14 protein-coding genes and 2 pseudogenes are annotated in these 14989 nt (G+C 59.7%); 7 read left to right on the top strand and 9 right to left on the bottom strand.

The features are described 5' to 3' along the window. The 3 genes from PY650_RS19170 to PY650_RS37420 all read left to right on the top strand — a co-directional run. Nucleotides 1-265: peptide-methionine (S)-S-oxide reductase (locus PY650_RS19170; protein WP_285881091.1), on the top strand; the 265-nt coding region annotated here is incomplete at its 5' end. 85 nt (nt 266-350) lie between these two features. Continuing rightward, nucleotides 351-473, top strand: a complete 123-nt coding sequence (locus PY650_RS19165) for a hypothetical protein (RefSeq protein WP_285881090.1) — start codon at nt 351-353, stop codon at nt 471-473. Between the two features lie 32 nt (nt 474-505). Then, nucleotides 506-673, top strand: coding sequence for a DUF6314 family protein (locus PY650_RS37420; RefSeq protein ID WP_432761549.1), 168 nt, complete (start codon nt 506-508; stop codon nt 671-673). Here the strand turns inward: PY650_RS37420 and PY650_RS19160 are convergent. After that, the gene (locus PY650_RS19160) at nt 670-1560 is read right to left on the bottom strand and encodes a LysR family transcriptional regulator (protein WP_285881089.1); all 891 of its coding nucleotides are present in this window, start codon (nt 1558-1560) and stop codon (nt 670-672) included. The two genes, PY650_RS37420 and PY650_RS19160, sit on opposite strands and share 4 nt — an antisense overlap. Before the next feature lie 202 nt (nt 1561-1762). Between PY650_RS19160 and PY650_RS19155 the strand changes: the two genes are divergently transcribed. Continuing rightward, nucleotides 1763-2554 (top strand): class I SAM-dependent methyltransferase, encoded by a 792-nt coding sequence (locus PY650_RS19155; RefSeq protein WP_285881088.1) that lies wholly within the window; start codon nt 1763-1765, stop codon nt 2552-2554. Between the two features lie 105 nt (nt 2555-2659). On the opposite strand, the gene PY650_RS19150 is transcribed toward PY650_RS19155, so the two are convergent. Together PY650_RS19150 and PY650_RS19145 are read right to left on the bottom strand one after the other, a co-directional pair. Beyond that, nucleotides 2660-3724 carry a 3-deoxy-7-phosphoheptulonate synthase gene (locus tag PY650_RS19150; protein ID WP_285881087.1) on the bottom strand — a complete coding sequence of 355 codons (1065 nt, stop codon included), beginning with the start codon at nt 3722-3724 and terminating at the stop codon, nt 2660-2662. 561 nt (nt 3725-4285) lie between these two features. Further along, on the bottom strand, nt 4286-5380 hold the full coding sequence (locus tag PY650_RS19145; RefSeq protein WP_285881085.1) for a porin: 1095 nt from the start codon (nt 5378-5380) through the stop codon (nt 4286-4288). A 302-nt stretch (nt 5381-5682) separates the two neighbouring features. On the opposite strand from PY650_RS19145, the pseudogene PY650_RS19140 reads away from it, so the two are divergent. Continuing rightward, nucleotides 5683-5902, top strand: a pseudogene (locus PY650_RS19140) (IS110 family transposase); the annotation flags it as partial. 351 nt (nt 5903-6253) lie between these two features. On the opposite strand, the gene PY650_RS19135 reads toward PY650_RS19140, so the two are convergent. After that, on the bottom strand, nt 6254-6619 hold the full coding sequence (locus PY650_RS19135) for a hypothetical protein (protein ID WP_285881084.1): 366 nt from the start codon (nt 6617-6619) through the stop codon (nt 6254-6256). 121 nt (nt 6620-6740) lie between these two features. Further along, complete coding sequence (locus tag PY650_RS19130) at nt 6741-8306, bottom strand: MFS transporter (RefSeq protein WP_285881082.1); 1566 nt, start codon at nt 8304-8306, stop codon at nt 6741-6743. A 191-nt stretch (nt 8307-8497) separates the two neighbouring features. Between PY650_RS19130 and PY650_RS19125 the strand changes: the two genes are divergently transcribed. Continuing rightward, nucleotides 8498-9418, top strand: coding sequence for a LysR family transcriptional regulator (locus PY650_RS19125; protein WP_285881081.1), 921 nt, complete (start codon nt 8498-8500; stop codon nt 9416-9418). Nucleotides 9419-9568: 150 nt separating this feature from the next. Continuing rightward, the gene (hisC, locus tag PY650_RS19120; protein ID WP_285881080.1) at nt 9569-10627 is read left to right on the top strand and encodes a histidinol-phosphate transaminase; all 1059 of its coding nucleotides are present in this window, start codon (nt 9569-9571) and stop codon (nt 10625-10627) included. Nucleotides 10628-10749: 122 nt separating this feature from the next. Here hisC and PY650_RS19115 read toward each other — a convergent pair. From PY650_RS19115 to PY650_RS19100, 4 genes and pseudogenes are all read right to left on the bottom strand, one after another. Further along, nucleotides 10750-11306, bottom strand: a pseudogene (locus PY650_RS19115) (pyridoxal-phosphate dependent enzyme); the annotation flags it as partial. A gap of 13 nt (nt 11307-11319) precedes the next feature. Further along, nucleotides 11320-12804 carry a sulfate adenylyltransferase subunit CysN gene (cysN, locus tag PY650_RS19110; protein WP_285881079.1) on the bottom strand — a complete coding sequence of 495 codons (1485 nt, stop codon included), beginning with the start codon at nt 12802-12804 and terminating at the stop codon, nt 11320-11322. Between the two features lies 1 nt (nt 12805). Continuing rightward, nucleotides 12806-13759, bottom strand: a complete 954-nt coding sequence (cysD, locus tag PY650_RS19105; RefSeq protein ID WP_285881078.1) for a sulfate adenylyltransferase subunit CysD — start codon at nt 13757-13759, stop codon at nt 12806-12808. Nucleotides 13760-13880: 121 nt separating this feature from the next. Further along, nucleotides 13881-14618 (bottom strand): phosphoadenylyl-sulfate reductase, encoded by a 738-nt coding sequence (locus tag PY650_RS19100; RefSeq protein ID WP_285881077.1) that lies wholly within the window; start codon nt 14616-14618, stop codon nt 13881-13883. Nucleotides 14619-14989 lie beyond the last annotated feature (371 nt).

Raw genomic sequence — 14989 nt, 5'->3', positions numbered from 1 at the left:
CTATCGCTCGGCGATCTTCTATACGAGCGACGAGCAGAAGCGCGTCGCTCTGGATACGATCGCCGATGTCGACGCTTCCGGTCTCTGGCCGGGCAAGGTTGTCACGGAAGTGACGCCGGCAAGCGAATTCTGGGAAGCCGAGCCGGAGCACCAGGACTATCTGGAGCGCATTCCAAATGGCTACACCTGCCATTTCGTCCGCCCCGGCTGGAAACTGCCGGCCAGGCAGCCCGGCGCCGATGCGACGCAACGCGCGGCATCCTGAATGAACAGAACCATGGCCGCGGGGCAAGGCCGTAAATGAACGGCTGAGACCCGATCTCGGCACAAAGGATGTGAGGCGGAAGATTATGGACCGCCTCAACGGCTTTGTTGTCCTCTTCGAAGGGCAGGCGTTCGTCACGCCTGTCCAGTTCGAGGGGCATGGCGATATGACAGCGGGCGACACGACGCTCAGAAGCAGCCGTACCTAAGCACTCAGCAGCGAGGCCGAGCTGTCGCGTCCATCTCCCCGATCGGAAATGGCGCCTCGCAGCGCCTTGCCTATCAATGCGGCCTCGATCTATATCGCGGCCATCTTTTCTTTCGCGGGCCGGATCCTTGGGCAGAGCTGTGGCTCGTATGGGGGGCCCGAAAGGATTGCCTAAGCCTTGCTCGTTATCGACGTGCCTAGCCTGTCAAGGCTGGATGCGAGGTGGAGAATGCCTGTGCTTCCTTCCGCAGCCATTCACAGAACAACTCCGATTTTCGATTCCGCCGGGCGCGCCGCAGCGCCACGTAATGGTGGCCGCTGTCGATGAAACCCAGGGGCGCGGCGAGGCGGCCGAAGCGGATGTCATCGGTCACATAGGGCCAAGGCGCCACGCAGACGCCGAGGCCGGCGCTTGCCGCCTCCAGCATGAAATAGAAATGCTCATATTCCACGCGCGTTCCGGCCTCGATCGGTGCGCCCGACCGCGACAGCCAGTCGCCCCAGGCGCGAAGGCGCGTTCTGGTATGAAGCTGTGGCACGCCGGCGAAATTCTCCGCGACGGTTCTTTCGAGGGAAGGGGAGATAACCGGGCCCGTCTGCTCCGGAAAAAGCGCTATCACCTCAGCGCCCTTTGGCCAGGGTGCCGCGCCGACCCGAATCGCTACATCGAACCCGTCGCGCGTAAAATCGACCGGGCGGGACGACGCGGCCAGGCGAACTTCGATATTGGGGTATTGCGCCTGGAACCGGTAAAGCCGCGGGATCAGCCAACGCATGGTGAAGGTGCCGGGGCAGGAAACGTCAAGTGATCCGTCTTTCGTATCAGCAACCGATCGCACCGACATGTCGATCTGATCGAATGCGGAACTCAAGCCCGACAGCAAGGTCGAACCCGCTTCCGTCAACCGCAGTTTGTTCTTCGGTCCTTCAAATAGCGGAACGCCCAACACATCCTCGAGATGCTGGATCTGACGACTGACGGCGCTATGCGTTACGTTCAGCTCGTCGGCCGCCAGGGTCATACGTCCGTGCCGGCCGGCGGCTTCGAAGGCGCGTAATGCATTGAGTGATGGGATGCGGCGAGCCATGTGAGATTTCCGAACAGCTTTTGTTCGATCATATCGGTTTTCTTCCTGCGCACCATAATGTTTTGTCCCGCTTACAAAGTAAATTTTCCCCACTGAGGGAACAATGAAATTCGGATTGCGAGAGCATTTTCGACGGCGGCAAAGCTATGCCGGGACCACGACGAGGCTGCTTGGCGCAGCCAGAAAACAAGGATGAAGACCTATGGCCAGCAGACATCAGGACGGCAGCGCCGGTGACGCAAATTACGGCGTCATTGGCACGAACTATGCAACATACCGCCAGCCCGATCCCCATATTGCGAAGTTTATCCGCGCTGCATTGGGCGATGCCCGTAGCGTCCTGAATGTCGGCGCTGGGGCCGGCTCTTATGAGCCTATTGACCGCGCGGTTACAGCCGTTGAGCCGTCTGCGTCGATGCGGGCGCAGCGGCCGGCGCACCTGCCTGTCGCCATCGATGCCGCCGCAGAGAAGCTTCCCTTTGCAGACGCCAGTTTCGATGCCTGCATGGCGACATTTACCGTGCATCAGTGGTCCGATCTGGCGGCGGGGCTTGCCGAAATGCGGCGGGTGACGCGCGGTCCCGTCCTAATCCTCACCGGCGATCCCGATCAGCTCGATCGCTTCTGGCTCGTCGATTATGCACCCGAAGTGATCGCAGTGGAGGTGCGCCGCTATCCGCAAATCGCAATCATCAACGAAGCGTTGGGCGGCAATGCGGAGGTCATTTCCGTGCCGATCCCACTGAATTGCACGGACGGTTTCGGCGAGGCATATTACGGACGTCCGGAGCACTTATTGGAGCCGGGCGCGCGCCTTGCCAATTCCGCCTGGAGCTTTGTCGATGCTTCGATCGGTGACCGCTTCGTCGCCGACCTCGGCCGCGATCTTAAGGACGGTACATGGGACGCCAAGTACGGGCATCTGCGCTCGCAGCCGGAATTCGAGGGGTCGCTAAAGCTAGTCGTCGGTCGCGGGCGATCCCTAGCCGGATAGAGAAGGGAGAGCTTGTCCTCGGCCGCTCGGCGAGGACAAGCTTTACGGCGGATAGGGCTCGTGCGCCAAGGCGTGACGGGTGAACGATCCCCCGATTAGAACATGTTATTGGCGGGACATACGTCGCCTTGTCTGTGCGGCCCGCGCCAGTTCTTCCAATGTGTGGACGGAGGTTGGCCAATCTATGCAGCCATCCGTGATGCTTTGGCCATAAACCAGCGCTTTGCCGGGAATGAGATCCTGGCGGCCGCCGACGATGTTGCTCTCCATCATCATGCCTTTGATACGATAGTCGCCGGCAGATATTTGCTCTGCGACGGAGCTGACGACCATCGGTTGGTTCTCGGGATTCTTTCCGCTGTTGGCATGGCTGGCATCGATGATGATGCGCGGATCAAGTCCGGATTGCTCAGCCTGTGCCGATACCGCCTGCACACTGGCCGCGTCATAGTTGGGTTGCTTGCCGCCGCGCAGAATGAGATGGGAATCGTCATTGCCACGTGTCGAGGCAATCGCCGCCAGGCCTTCCTTGGTCACGGCCGGGAAATGATGCGGCTGCGAGGCTGCAACGATCGCGTCCAGAGCTATCCTGGCATCGCCATTCGTTCCGTTCTTGAAACCGACCGGGCATGAAAGGCCCGAAGCGAGTTGGCGATGCACCTGGCTCTCGGTCGTCCTCGCGCCGATTGCGCCCCAGCTTACCAAATCGGAAATGTACTGCGGCGTGATCGTGTCGAGGTATTCACACCCGGCCGGCAGCCCGATTTCGTTGACATCGACCAGTAGACGTCTGGCAATGCGCAACCCCTCTTCGATGCGATAGCTTCCGTCGAGATGAGGGTCATTTATCAGACCCTTCCAGCCGACCGTGGTTCGAGGCTTCTCGAAATAGACCCGCATGATGATTTCGAGATCGTCAGCGAACCGATCGCGCTGTTCCTTCAGGCGAGCGGCGTAGTCGCGCGCGGCGACGGGGTCGTGGATGGAGCAGGGGCCGATGACCACGATCAATCGATCGTCGTCATTATGCAGGATGCCGTGAACGGCGCTGCGCGTTTCCGTCACGGTCATAGTGACGGCCTCATCCCGCGGGATCTCCTCTATAATGCGCGAGGGCGGCGTAAGGGCAGTAATCTCGACAATTCGCAAATCATCAGTGGATTTCAACACGGTATCAGTTCCTTTGTGGGTTCATACCGTGGCGACAAAAAAGCCGCCAGGTAGGACTAGCGGCTGTTGGGGTCTATGTCGTTGCGTCAGTTTTATCTACGCACGGGCCCGCCTCCGCTGAGAGCAGCGGTACGAATAAAATCGCGAGGCATTTGCGTAGGTGAATGACATGCGGCCTCTCTACGACAAAAAATGCGGCTTGTCGATGATCTTATACATTTGGAGTGCGTCATCAGAAAACGCACCGCGAGCCACAGCTTTGGCATCCAGGAAAGCCAACTACAGTGTTATCCGGCCTCTTATTTCGTATTGTCACAAAGCCGAAACAATGCCAGCGATCTCTAGTTTTTGAACAGGACAGCCAGTCTTTGAATATAAGAATAACATTATATATAATATATCAGAAACAAATTTCAACCTCCGGGCGTGGTCGCCCGGCCGGTAGTCGCTCGAAAACATCGGTAATCCCTAACTCGGAAGGACCGGCCCGACTTCACTGGAAGCCGGACCAGTCCCCATCCGATCAGGGGTCAAGTCAGATCAGATCTCAGAAACGAGGTTTTAGAAGCTACGCTGGAAGCGGAGGATACCGGCCCACTGATCCTGGTTCACTGAATCGAAGTTGGTGTAGGTAACTTCCGGCTCGACAAGCAGGTTCTTGACCGGGTTCCATTTGAGGTTCGTCGTGGCTTCGAAGATCTTCGAGTCGGTGTAGGCGAGCTGTACGTTCCACTTCAGCTTGTCGCTGATCTTGTAGCCAACGCCACCCCAAACAGCCCAGTCACCCCAGCCGCAGAGATCGCCACGGCCAACCGGGCAAGCCGACGGGTCCAGGTTCGAGCCAGCGAACTTGTTCAGCTTATCGCCATCTGTGTTCCAGCCGCCCATCAAGAAGGCCGTGAACGCACCGAAGTTGGCGTCGATACGAGCCTTGACAGCGCCTTCTTCGACGATCGAGTCATAACCACCGACGACGCGGAACTGCCAAGCGCCAGCCTTGTAGCCAGCACCGGCGACGACGTCCGGAGCGTAGTGGTTCTGCTCGGACTTAACCCATGCGCCGCCGAAGGAAGACGCGTCAGCGCCGGAGTTGGAATCTTCGAGCGAAACTACAGCTGTGAAGCCGTTGCCGGCGTCGTAGTTGTAGGTCAACTGGTTGAGTTCGTACGGGCCGTCATAGACCACGTCGTCGTTGATGACGTCGCCGGCGTAGCCCATGTACAGGTTATACTGCGAATCGAGCTTACCCACGGTGAAGCCAGCGAGGCTGATGTTGGCGAACAGAAGCTTGGTGGTCGTGGCGCCGCCTTCCTGCCAATCCCAACGGTAGACGGTGTCCGTCTTCAGCGGACCGAATTCGGTGTCCGATGCAGTGTCGATGGAAAGCTGAGCGCGCGTATGCCACAGCGTACCATAGTCGCCACCAGGGCCCGGATTGTAAGCGTTGTACCACTTACCTTCGGTACGAACCATGCCGCCGATCTTGAGGCAGGTTTCGGTGCCCGGGATGAAGAAGTAGCCAGCGCCATATGCGTCGCAGATACGGACGTATTCGAGCGGCTCCGGCTCAGCGGCGACGACAGCGTCGGCTGCCTGAGCGCCGGAAACTGCTGCGAGCGCAGCAGCGGAGCCGAGAAGAAGGCTCTTGATGTTCATAAAAACTCCAATCCAATATAGATTGGGCGCAGGCCATCGCGCCGAAAAATCGACGTGCCTCACCCTATCCCTGTTTAAAAACCCCGACTCGGGAGAAACGGGCCCCACCCGCTTCTGGTCGCTATTAAGTACGATTTCCTGCAAAGTTATATGATATATTTCCCCCAGAATGACATTTTCGTGATTTTTCATTTTTAGTTGCAGGAAAGCAACATTTGCAAAGAAAATAGTAAGTCAGTCATAATGTTGTCTTGGCAATAATCATTTGGAGATAGGAAATAGGAAAAGGGTAGTCCCATGGGCCGGCACGTATGAGCCCGAAGATCCAGGCGCGGCTGGAGGGATTGCAAGGGACGGTTCGAGAGATTGCCTGGAAAGGTCAGGTGAGGCTTTGCGCGCGGTATCGCAGGCTGATAGCGGCAGGCCAAACCGAAGGTCGTCGCGATCACCGCCATTGCTCGGGAAATGGCGGCGTTCCTATGGGCGATCGGGCAGGAGGTCGCTCCCATGGCACAAGGCTAGATCCTTCCGGTCAGCTCGAGGAACAACGCTTAGCGAAAGCATTGAATCATCTGCTGTTGGACAAAGATGGAGGCAGGGCTCCGGTCGGGACCCCTCGTAAGAGCTAAGCGGTGGAAACTGTCCACGCCCGAAGCTAGACAGAGGTAGCCCCAGACGAACAAACGGAAATGCGGTAGCCAACCCGCGCATAAGAGTATGCCAGCCGTCGTCAAAACGCCCTATCTCCTCCTTTTTCCAACAGCTTCAAGCATGTGCTTTCGCCGTCAAAGTCGAAAAGGAAAAATCATGGCCAAAGAGCTTGAAAACGAACATAAGAGATTGTTGTGAGCGTTGAATGTCGCCGAGCGCTTCTTAATAGAGAGCAGTTCGTTTCGAAGTCGGCGATATCAGCTTGCTGAGCATGGCGCCAATTGCGATGCCCCAGAGCGCGCCAGTCATGGCGACGATGATATCCATCGGAGAACCGTAACTTCCATTCGCCAGAAAATGTGAAAAGCAGAGCGTCGAAACGCTGCCGATCATTAACAGGCAGGTGAAAGAGGGCGATTGTGGATAGGCAAGTCGCGCCAGCATGCCAGCGACGCAGAGTGCGCCCGCACGATACATGTTGAAGGGATTGCCAAACTCGGCCTGCCAATTGAGATGCGCAAAGGTCACGGCAACCAGTGCCGCGATATAACCCCAAGCGATAATTTTCAAAAACCGGCCTGATATCATGCGGCTATCATATAGCTGCAATCCTCGTCAGGCAGCGTGCACATTTTGTGTGTTTTCGAAATAAATTGTTGTGTGATGAGCCGGCACAATTGTGCCGACTCGCCGGATGGAAAAAGGGCGCTTAGGCGTTGGAGGCGTTCAGCGCGTCTTCGTCGCCCTCCGGCTCCAGGTCCTCGGCTTCGACGGCGCTTTCCCCCGCGCCGCGGCCAAGGAAGGTGAAGACGACGATTGCCGTTGTGGTCGTGATCGCCGTCAGGAGCCACAACAGCGCGCTGAAAGCATCATTGTACGCATGAATCAGCTTAGCATGTCCGATCGCTGGCACATTCGACGCTGCGTCGAGAAGATCGCCCGTGACGAGCTGCTGCGCTGCAATGGAGGCATGTTCGCCCGCCTCAGCACCGAGACGTGATTGAATGAGCGCCGACAGGACGGCGCTGACGACAGCGAGCGCAACGCCTTCGCCGGCGACACGTGTGGTGCTGAAGATGCCGGTCGCCATGCCTGCGCGTTCTTTCGGAACGACACTAACGGCAAGCCCATCCATCAAGCCCCAGGGCAGGCTAATGCCGATGCCGATCGTCAGCAGTGGGCCAATCAATGCCGTCGGCGTCGATCCTGTCGCGAGATGGCTGAGCCAGAACAGTCCGGCGCCGGAGATAATAAGGCCAGCACTGCAGATGGCGGCGGCCGTGAACCATCGCGTCAGCAGACCGGCAACGATCGGCAGGACGAGAAGCGGCGCTGACAGGGCGACCATCATCCGGCCGGCCGCGACCTCGCTCACGCCCTCGATGCCAACGAAACGAACCGGAAGCAGGATGAGCAGCACGACGAAGGCATAGGCAGGGGCTGCCGCCAGTAACTGCACGCCGACGAAACGCGGATACCGAAACAGAGTGAGATCCAGCATCGGGCGTTTTAGCGAGCGTTCGATGACGCCAAAGGCAACAAAGAGCAATGCCGCACCCGCAAGCAAGAGAATGACCAGCGGATCGCCCCAACCGCTTTCCGGAGCGCGCAACACGCCGTAGGTGAAGAGTGTCAGGGCAAGCGTAAAGCTGAGCGCGCCTGGCCAATCGAGACCGGCGGCATCGGGATCTCTGGACTCGGTCAGGAAGTATGCGCCGAGGCCAAGGGCGAGGCCCGCAAAGATGACGACCAGAAGGAAGATCGTCGGCCAGCCGAAGGCTTCGATCATCAGGCCGGATGCGATCGGTCCGAGAGCAAGACCGACGCCGAAGCTTGAACCAACGACGCTGAAGGCGCGCATGCGCGCTTGCCCCTCGAACTCCTGCGCGAGGGACGCCATGCCGCCGGAAAATGCCGCAGCCGCACCCATGCCTTGCAGCGCCCGTAGGATATCGAACCAGACGATGTCGCCGGCAAAGGCCAGTCCCGCCGAAAATAGGGCGAAGCTGCCGAGACCTATAAGGAAAATACGCTTGCGCCCGAAGCTGTCGGCGAGCGCACCGGCGGCCATCAGGCTGCTGCCGAAGGTCAGCATGAAGGCATTGGTGACCCAGTTGAGCGCGATCGGGCTGCCGCCGAGCGTCCGGCTGATGGCCGGCAAGGCGACGGCAGGACCGGTGAAGGTCAGGGGCATGGCGGCGGCCGCGCAACAGACGGCGATAAGAACGAACAGTTTTTCGGCCGGATACGCGGCCTTTATCTGGTTTGGATGCATCGGGATATCCGCTGAGCTTGAGCAAAAGAGAACCCGCGGTCGGCTTGGGAATGGAAGCCGGCTCTAAAACCGGCATCCATCGGCCGCGGGCGCGGTGAAATACCCGTTGAGGATAATTTCGCTTTAATTAGAGGGAAATAGCGCTTAGTTTCCGCATATGCCGGAAGAAAACGCTCGAATGGACAAAGAGAATGGATCGGTTAAGTGGCCTGACTGCCTTTGTGCGAACCGCTGATCTCGGCAGCTTTGCAGCCGCGGGGCGCGTGCTTGGCCTTTCGGCCTCCGCCGTCGGCAAGGCGGTGACCACTCTCGAGCATCAGCTCGGCGTGCGGCTGCTTCAGCGCTCGACCCGCAGCATTCGCCTGACAGAAGAGGGGCGCCTCTTCCACGAGCGCTGTCGGCGTGTGCTTGATGATCTCGACGATGCCCAGGCGTCGCTCGCCCAGGCGGTCGCCGCACCGCGCGGGCGCCTCCGCGTCAGCGTGCCGATCGTCAGCTACCATCTTCTGCTGCCGGTGCTGCCGGAATTCCTTGCCCGCTATCCCGAGGTCGAACTCGATATCGATTTCAACGACCGCATTGTCGATATGATCGAAGAGGGCGTCGATGTGGCGATCCGCAGCGGCAACCTGCCGGATTCGCGGCTGATGTCGCGCTCGCTGCGGCCGTTCCAGATGCTGCTGTGCGCGGCACCCAGCTATTTCGAACGTCATGGCGTTCCCGATTGCCCGCGCGCACTCGACGGCCACTTGGCCATCCACTTCCGCTTCCCCAACAGCGGCAAAGTCCAGAATTGGCCTCTGACGCTGCAGGAGGGCGAACCGGAATTGCGCACCCGATCGGTTTTGTCCTGCAATAATATGGAGGCGTTGCGTGGTGCCACTCTCAGCGGTCTCGGTATCGGCTGCATGCCGGATTTTTTGGCACGCAGCGCGCTTGCCGAGGGCACGCTGCGCACGGTGCTTGACGACCACATCGATGGCCCAGGTCGTTTCCACCTGCTTTGGCCGTCTAATCGCCACCTCTCTCCCAAGGTCCGGGTCTTTGTCGATTTTCTGAGCGAAAGACTTTTCGCCGAACGTTGCGAGGCTCTCCCGGACGCTGCAGCCTGATCACAAAGCCAGTTTGCCGAGATATTGTTTCGAATCGCTTCGCAGGCAGTTGCCGCGCGCGCTCGATTTTGCGACGGTGCCGGGAGATGAATGAAATGAAAATCCGCCGCCCCGTGTCAACCACCGGTGGCGGCGAAGTTTGAAAGCACAATGAGTCGTTTTTGGAGCCCCATAGTCCATTCCTTGACCCCGTATGTCGCCGGCGAGCAACCAGTCATCAGCGGCCTGGTCAAATTGAACACCAATGAAAGCCCCTATGGGCCTTCGCCGCTGGCGCTGGAGGCGATTTCACAAGCCACTACCGATACGCTGCGGCTCTACCCCGATCCGACGGCGCGGGACTTGCGCGCCGTCATCGCCGAAAGCTTCGGCCTCGACGCGAACGAGGTTTTCGTCGGCAACGGATCGGACGAGGTGCTGGCGCATACGTTCCAGGGATTGCTGAACCACGACGGGCAGTTGCTGTTTCCCGACATCACCTACATTTTCTATCCAACCTATTGCCGCCTCTATGGAATCGCGTTCCAGCAAATCCCGGTCGACGGTGAGATGCGGGTTCGGCTTGATGATTATCGCCGGCCCTGCGGCGCCATGATCCTGCCCAATCCCAACGCACCCACGGGCATCGGCCTGCCGCTCGCTGAGATCGAGGGCGTTCTCCGCGATCATCCCGATCAGGTCGTGGTCATCGACGAAGCCTATGTCGATTTCGGCGGCGAAAGCGCAGTACCGCTTGTGCGCCGCTATCCGAACCTGCTGGTGATCCAGACGCTCTCCAAGTCTCGCGGGCTGGCCGGCCTGCGCGTCGGCTTCGCCGTCGGGCAAAGGCCGTTGATCGAGGCGTTGGAGCGGGTCAAGGACAGCTTCAATTCCTACCCGCTCGACCGGCTCGCTTTGGCCGGCGCGCTCGCTGCCTGGAAAGATCGTGAGTGGTTCGAGCGCCACCGCGACCTGATCGTCGCCAGCCGGCAGCGGGTGGCCGCAGCCTTGCAGGAACTTGGCTTCGAGGTTCTGCCGTCATCGGCCAATTTCCTCTTTACGCGTTATCCCGCCAAGGGCGGGGCGGAACTGGCGGCGGAACTGAGAAGTCGGAAAATCCTGGTCAGGCGTTTTTCGGCCGCGCGCATCGAAGATTTCCTGCGCATCAGCATCGGGACTGATGACGAATGCGATCGCCTCTTGGCAGCGCTCGGCGAAATTCTGCGGTAATTCGCAGCCTCGGAACTAATCGCCCGAGCTTATGTGCGGCACCCCATGCAGGCTTCCGACGACGAGATCCGCCAGGCGCAGCAGGATGTTCCAAAGCGGGTCCCTAACGGGTCGAAACTGCTTCAGTCAAACCGAACCGCGGTCGTGTTGGCGCCGCAAAGCAGCACCGCCACACGCTCGTTCGGGGTCGGGACATATTTGCCGGCAAGTAATGCGGCAAAGGCCGTGGCGCCGCCGGGTTCGGCGACGATTCGCAGCCGATCCCACAAAGTTGGGAACATCAGTTCGCCGACGTGCTTCGGCGCCAGCGAATCGGCCGCGATGCTGGCTGCTGGGGGCATCGACCAGATGCCCGGCCTCGAAGGCCTGCCAGAGCGTCCGTGCGCCTTCCGGCTCGACGGCCATGACCCGGACGCGTCCCTGGAACCAGGCGGCAATCCCGCCAATCAGTCCGCCGCCGCCGACCGCGACCAGCAGCGTATCGATGTCGGGGATGTTAGCCTCGACCTCAAGCCCGATCGTTCCTTGCCCGAGCAGAGTCTCGGGCTGGTCATAGGGGTAGCGCATCGGCATAACGCTCCCCCCCGATGACAAGGTTCGCCCCATAGCCGCGGATGCGCTCGGCCTTGGCCGGCGATGTTACGCTCGGCACGAAGATCGTCGCGGGAATGCCGAGCCGCATCCAATAGCGATCAAATATCGCTGGCCGCGTTTGCCCAAATCTCCGCGGCCTGTGCTGCGGTCACGCGGCGGACTTCGGTTTCGTCGCGGCGGCTCGCGAAGAGTTCGCTGGCCATGATCTGGTCGGCAAGATCCGCCGGCAGCGACAGGAGCACGCGTTGGCCGTCCTTGTGGATGCCGCCGACATCGGCGCGTTTGCCAGTGATCATCCCACCGGCGACCGTATTGTTGCTGTCCGGATCGATCAGGATGAAGGAGCCGGTTGAGCGGTTCTGGTCGTAAGGGTCGAAGACCGCAGTTTCGTCAAAGGAAAGGCGGACTTTGCCGATCGCATTCATCCATAGCGATTGTGCCGGTGCCCAGGCGCCGGTCTTCAGCTCGAGTTGAGCAATGGGCTGCACTTGAACGCGCTGGCGGCGGCTGCCGCTCTTCAGCCAATAGCGTTTGCCGGGCTCGATGCCTTCAGGCTGCAACGCGACGATCTGAGCGTCGAAGGCGAGACCTGACTGCGGCTGGCTGTCGATAGCGACGATCATGTCGCCGCGCGACACGTCCACCTGCCGGTCGAGCACAAGCGTGATGGCATCGCCGGCCACTGCTGCATTGCGCACGAGATCGAAAGTGACGATCTTCGAGACGTTGGCGACCATGCCCGACGGCAGGATCATAACGCTGTCGCCCGGCTTGACCGAGCCACCGGCAACAGTGCCCTGATAGCCACGGAAGCTTTCGCCGGGCCGCGACACGCGCTGCACCGAGAGGCGGAAGCCGACCGTCTGCGCTGAACGCACTGTGGCGAGTTCCAGCGTTTCGACCAACGTCGGGCCGGTGTACCAGGGCATAGAGGTCTCGCCGGAATAAACGACATTCTCGCCCTTCAGCGCCGACATCGGGATGGCGGTGATCTGCTTGACGCCGAGCGACAGGGCGAATTCGCGGAAATCATGCGAAATTTTCTCGAAGCCGGCGCGGTCGTAGTTCGTAAGGTCGATCTTGTTGACAGCGAGCACGAACTGCTTGATGCCGAGCAGCGATGCGATCGTCGCGTGGCGGCGCGTCTGTTCAAGAATGCCCATGCGTGCGTCGACCAGCAGTACCGCAAGATCTGCAGTGGAGGCGCCCGTCGCCATATTGCGGGTATATTGCTCATGGCCGGGCGTGTCGGCGACGATGAAGGAGCGCTTGTCAGTCGAGAAATAGCGATAGGCGACATCGATGGTGATGCCCTGTTCGCGCTCGGCCTGCAGCCCGTCGAGCAGGAGTGCGAAGTCGGGCAGGCCGAGATCGTTTTGCTTGCCGGTGGAATCGCGCTGCAGCGTGGCGGCCTGGTCTTCTTTGACAGCTTTGGTATCCCAAAGCAGACGACCGATCAGCGTGGACTTGCCGTCGTCGACGCTGCCGCAGGTGATTAGGCGAAGCGGGCGCGAATCGCGCGCCGCCCTGACGGGCTCGGCCGCGGACAGGGTGGCAACGTTTGCGGTTGCGGCTGCGGTCATCTCAGAAATATCCTTCACGCTTCTTCTTTTCCATGGAGCCGGATTGGTCGCGGTCGATGGCGCGGCCCTGTCGTTCGGAAACCGTCGCGATTTCCAGCTCTGCTATAACCTCTTCGAGGGTGGTGGCCGTGGATCGGATCGCGCCTGTCAGCGGGAAGCAACCGAGCGTGCGGAAGCGGATGACTTCCTCGCGCTTGACCTCGCCTGGCAGCATTTCGAGCCGCGGATCTGCCGCCATGATCATCATGCCGTCGCGCTCGACGACCGGGCGCTTGGCAGCGAAATAAAGCGGTACGATCGGAATATCCTCGGCCTGGATGTAGCGCCAGATGTCGACTTCGGTCCAGTTCGACAATGGGAATACGCGGACGCTCTCGCCCTTGCGGATCTGACCATTGTAGATATTCCAAAGTTCCGGGCGCTGATTACGCGGATCCCAGCGATGGTCCGGCGTACGGAAAGAATAAATACGCTCCTTGGCGCGCGAGGCCTCTTCGTCGCGGCGCGCACCGCCGAAAGCGGCGTCATACTGACCGGCATCGAGCGCCTGACGCAACGCTTCCGTCTTCATGATGTCGGTATAGCGCGCCGAACCATGGGTGAACGGCGTCACGTTCTCGGCTTTGCCGCGAGGATTGATATGCTCGATCAGGTCGAGATCGTATTTCTTCACGATCTCGTCACGGAAGGTGATCATCTCCGCGAACTTCCAGCCGGTGTTCACGTGCAGGAGCGGGAAGGGCACGCGGCCGGGATAGAAGGCCTTGCGCGCCAGATGCAACAGCACTGAGGAGTCCTTGCCGATCGAATAGAGCATGACTGGGCGCTCGAATTCGGCCGCCACTTCGCGGAAAATGTGGATCGACTCATTTTCCAGCGCCTTCAGATGCGGATCCAGTGGCGGTTTGGTGCTTTGCGGATTGGAGAGTTCCTTATCCGGACGGCTATCGGGCATTTCTAACTCCAGAACTTGAATCCCGACCGGCTGATGTCGGAAAGAATGGGATGCGTTGGTTCCCGGTAGGTGGCGCCGAATCTGAGCGCGTTTCAACCGGTGGCCGGGAACCGGCAGGTGATTATTGGGCGGCGACCGCAGTTTCTTCGTGAACATGCAGGCCGCATTCGCGTTTCTCGTCGTTTTCCCACCACCAACGACCGGCCCGCTCGGATTCGCCCGGCTTGATGGCGCGGGTGCAGGGTTCGCAGCCAATTGAGGGATAGCCTCGTTGATGCAGCGGGTTCACCGGAACGCCATTATTGGCGACATAGGCGCGGATCGTGTCGATGTCCCAGTCGGCAAGCGGGTTGACCTTGATGAGACTGCGCTCCGGATCGTATTCGGCAAAAGGCGTGTCGGCGCGATTGGCCGACTGGCCACGGCGCAAGCCGGTGATCCAGATCGTTGCCCCGGAAAGCGCTCGCGCAAGCGGCTTCAGCTTGCGCACGCCACAACAGGCGTGCCGGGCTTCGACGCTTTCATAGAAACCGTTCAGACCGTATTTCGCGGCATAGGCGTCGATATCGCCCTGTTCCGGCTCATAGCGGACGATGCGGATATCGTACTGGCTCTCCGTCTCCTCGATCAGGGCGAGTGTTTCGGGGAATAGACGGCCGGTCTGCAGCGTCGCGACTTCGATCGGCAGGCGATGGTCGCCGATCTCCGCCGAGATAACCTGATCTTCGATCCCAAGGGAGGTCGTAAAGACGACGCGGCCGCCGAGGCCGGCGACCAGAGACAGACGGCCGGCAAGATCAAGCCCGGCCAACCGGCTGTTCAGTGTTCCGGCTTCTTCGATAGCAGTAATTGCAGTCATGAGGAATCCTGTCCTGATATTGCCACGGAGTATCGCAGCTTGTCAGCGGAGCGGACAGAAAAACGGATTTCGAAAGCAAGGGAATAGAGAGCAAATATCTCCATGAAGCCGCGCCCATGCGGAAAACCGAACGCCTCGGCTTTTAACCAAGACGTTTTGGCCGCAGAAGCGGCCGGGCGCGGCAAGACCGATAAGACTAGTCATATCTGAGCGCTTGCTTTAATGTCTATAGAAATAGTAGAGTTACACGTAGCTTGTCAAACGGAAATCGGAAGTGATGGCCAAAAAGATGCGAAATGCCGAATTTTGCCCTAAACTGTGGGCATAGTGATAAGAACGAAAACAAGGCTGGGTTGCTGACATCGCCAATG

It is taken from the genome of Martinezella calliandrae (genome assembly GCF_030272695.1).
Taxonomy (GTDB): Bacteria; Pseudomonadota; Alphaproteobacteria; order Rhizobiales; family Rhizobiaceae; genus Rhizobium; species Rhizobium calliandrae.
This window is presented reverse-complemented; position numbering and strand designations above follow the sequence as displayed.

Coding starts and splice junctions, on each gene's coding strand:
- PY650_RS19165 (WP_285881090.1), top strand. CDS start 351: ATGGACCGCCTCAACGGCTTTGTTGTCCTCTTCGAAGGGCAGGCGTTC.
- PY650_RS19160 (WP_285881089.1), bottom strand. CDS start 1,560: ATGGCTCGCCGCATCCCATCACTCAATGCATTACGCGCCTTCGAAGCC.
- PY650_RS19155 (WP_285881088.1), top strand. CDS start 1,763: ATGGCCAGCAGACATCAGGACGGCAGCGCCGGTGACGCAAATTACGGC.
- PY650_RS19145 (WP_285881085.1), bottom strand. CDS start 5,380: ATGAACATCAAGAGCCTTCTTCTCGGCTCCGCTGCTGCGCTCGCAGCA.
- PY650_RS19135 (WP_285881084.1), bottom strand. CDS start 6,619: ATGATATCAGGCCGGTTTTTGAAAATTATCGCTTGGGGTTATATCGCG.
- PY650_RS19130 (WP_285881082.1), bottom strand. CDS start 8,306: ATGCATCCAAACCAGATAAAGGCCGCGTATCCGGCCGAAAAACTGTTC.
- PY650_RS19125 (WP_285881081.1), top strand. CDS start 8,498: ATGGATCGGTTAAGTGGCCTGACTGCCTTTGTGCGAACCGCTGATCTC.
- hisC (WP_285881080.1), top strand. CDS start 9,569: ATGAGTCGTTTTTGGAGCCCCATAGTCCATTCCTTGACCCCGTATGTC.
- cysN (WP_285881079.1), bottom strand. CDS start 12,804: ATGACCGCAGCCGCAACCGCAAACGTTGCCACCCTGTCCGCGGCCGAG.
- cysD (WP_285881078.1), bottom strand. CDS start 13,759: ATGCCCGATAGCCGTCCGGATAAGGAACTCTCCAATCCGCAAAGCACC.
- PY650_RS19100 (WP_285881077.1), bottom strand. CDS start 14,618: ATGACTGCAATTACTGCTATCGAAGAAGCCGGAACACTGAACAGCCGG.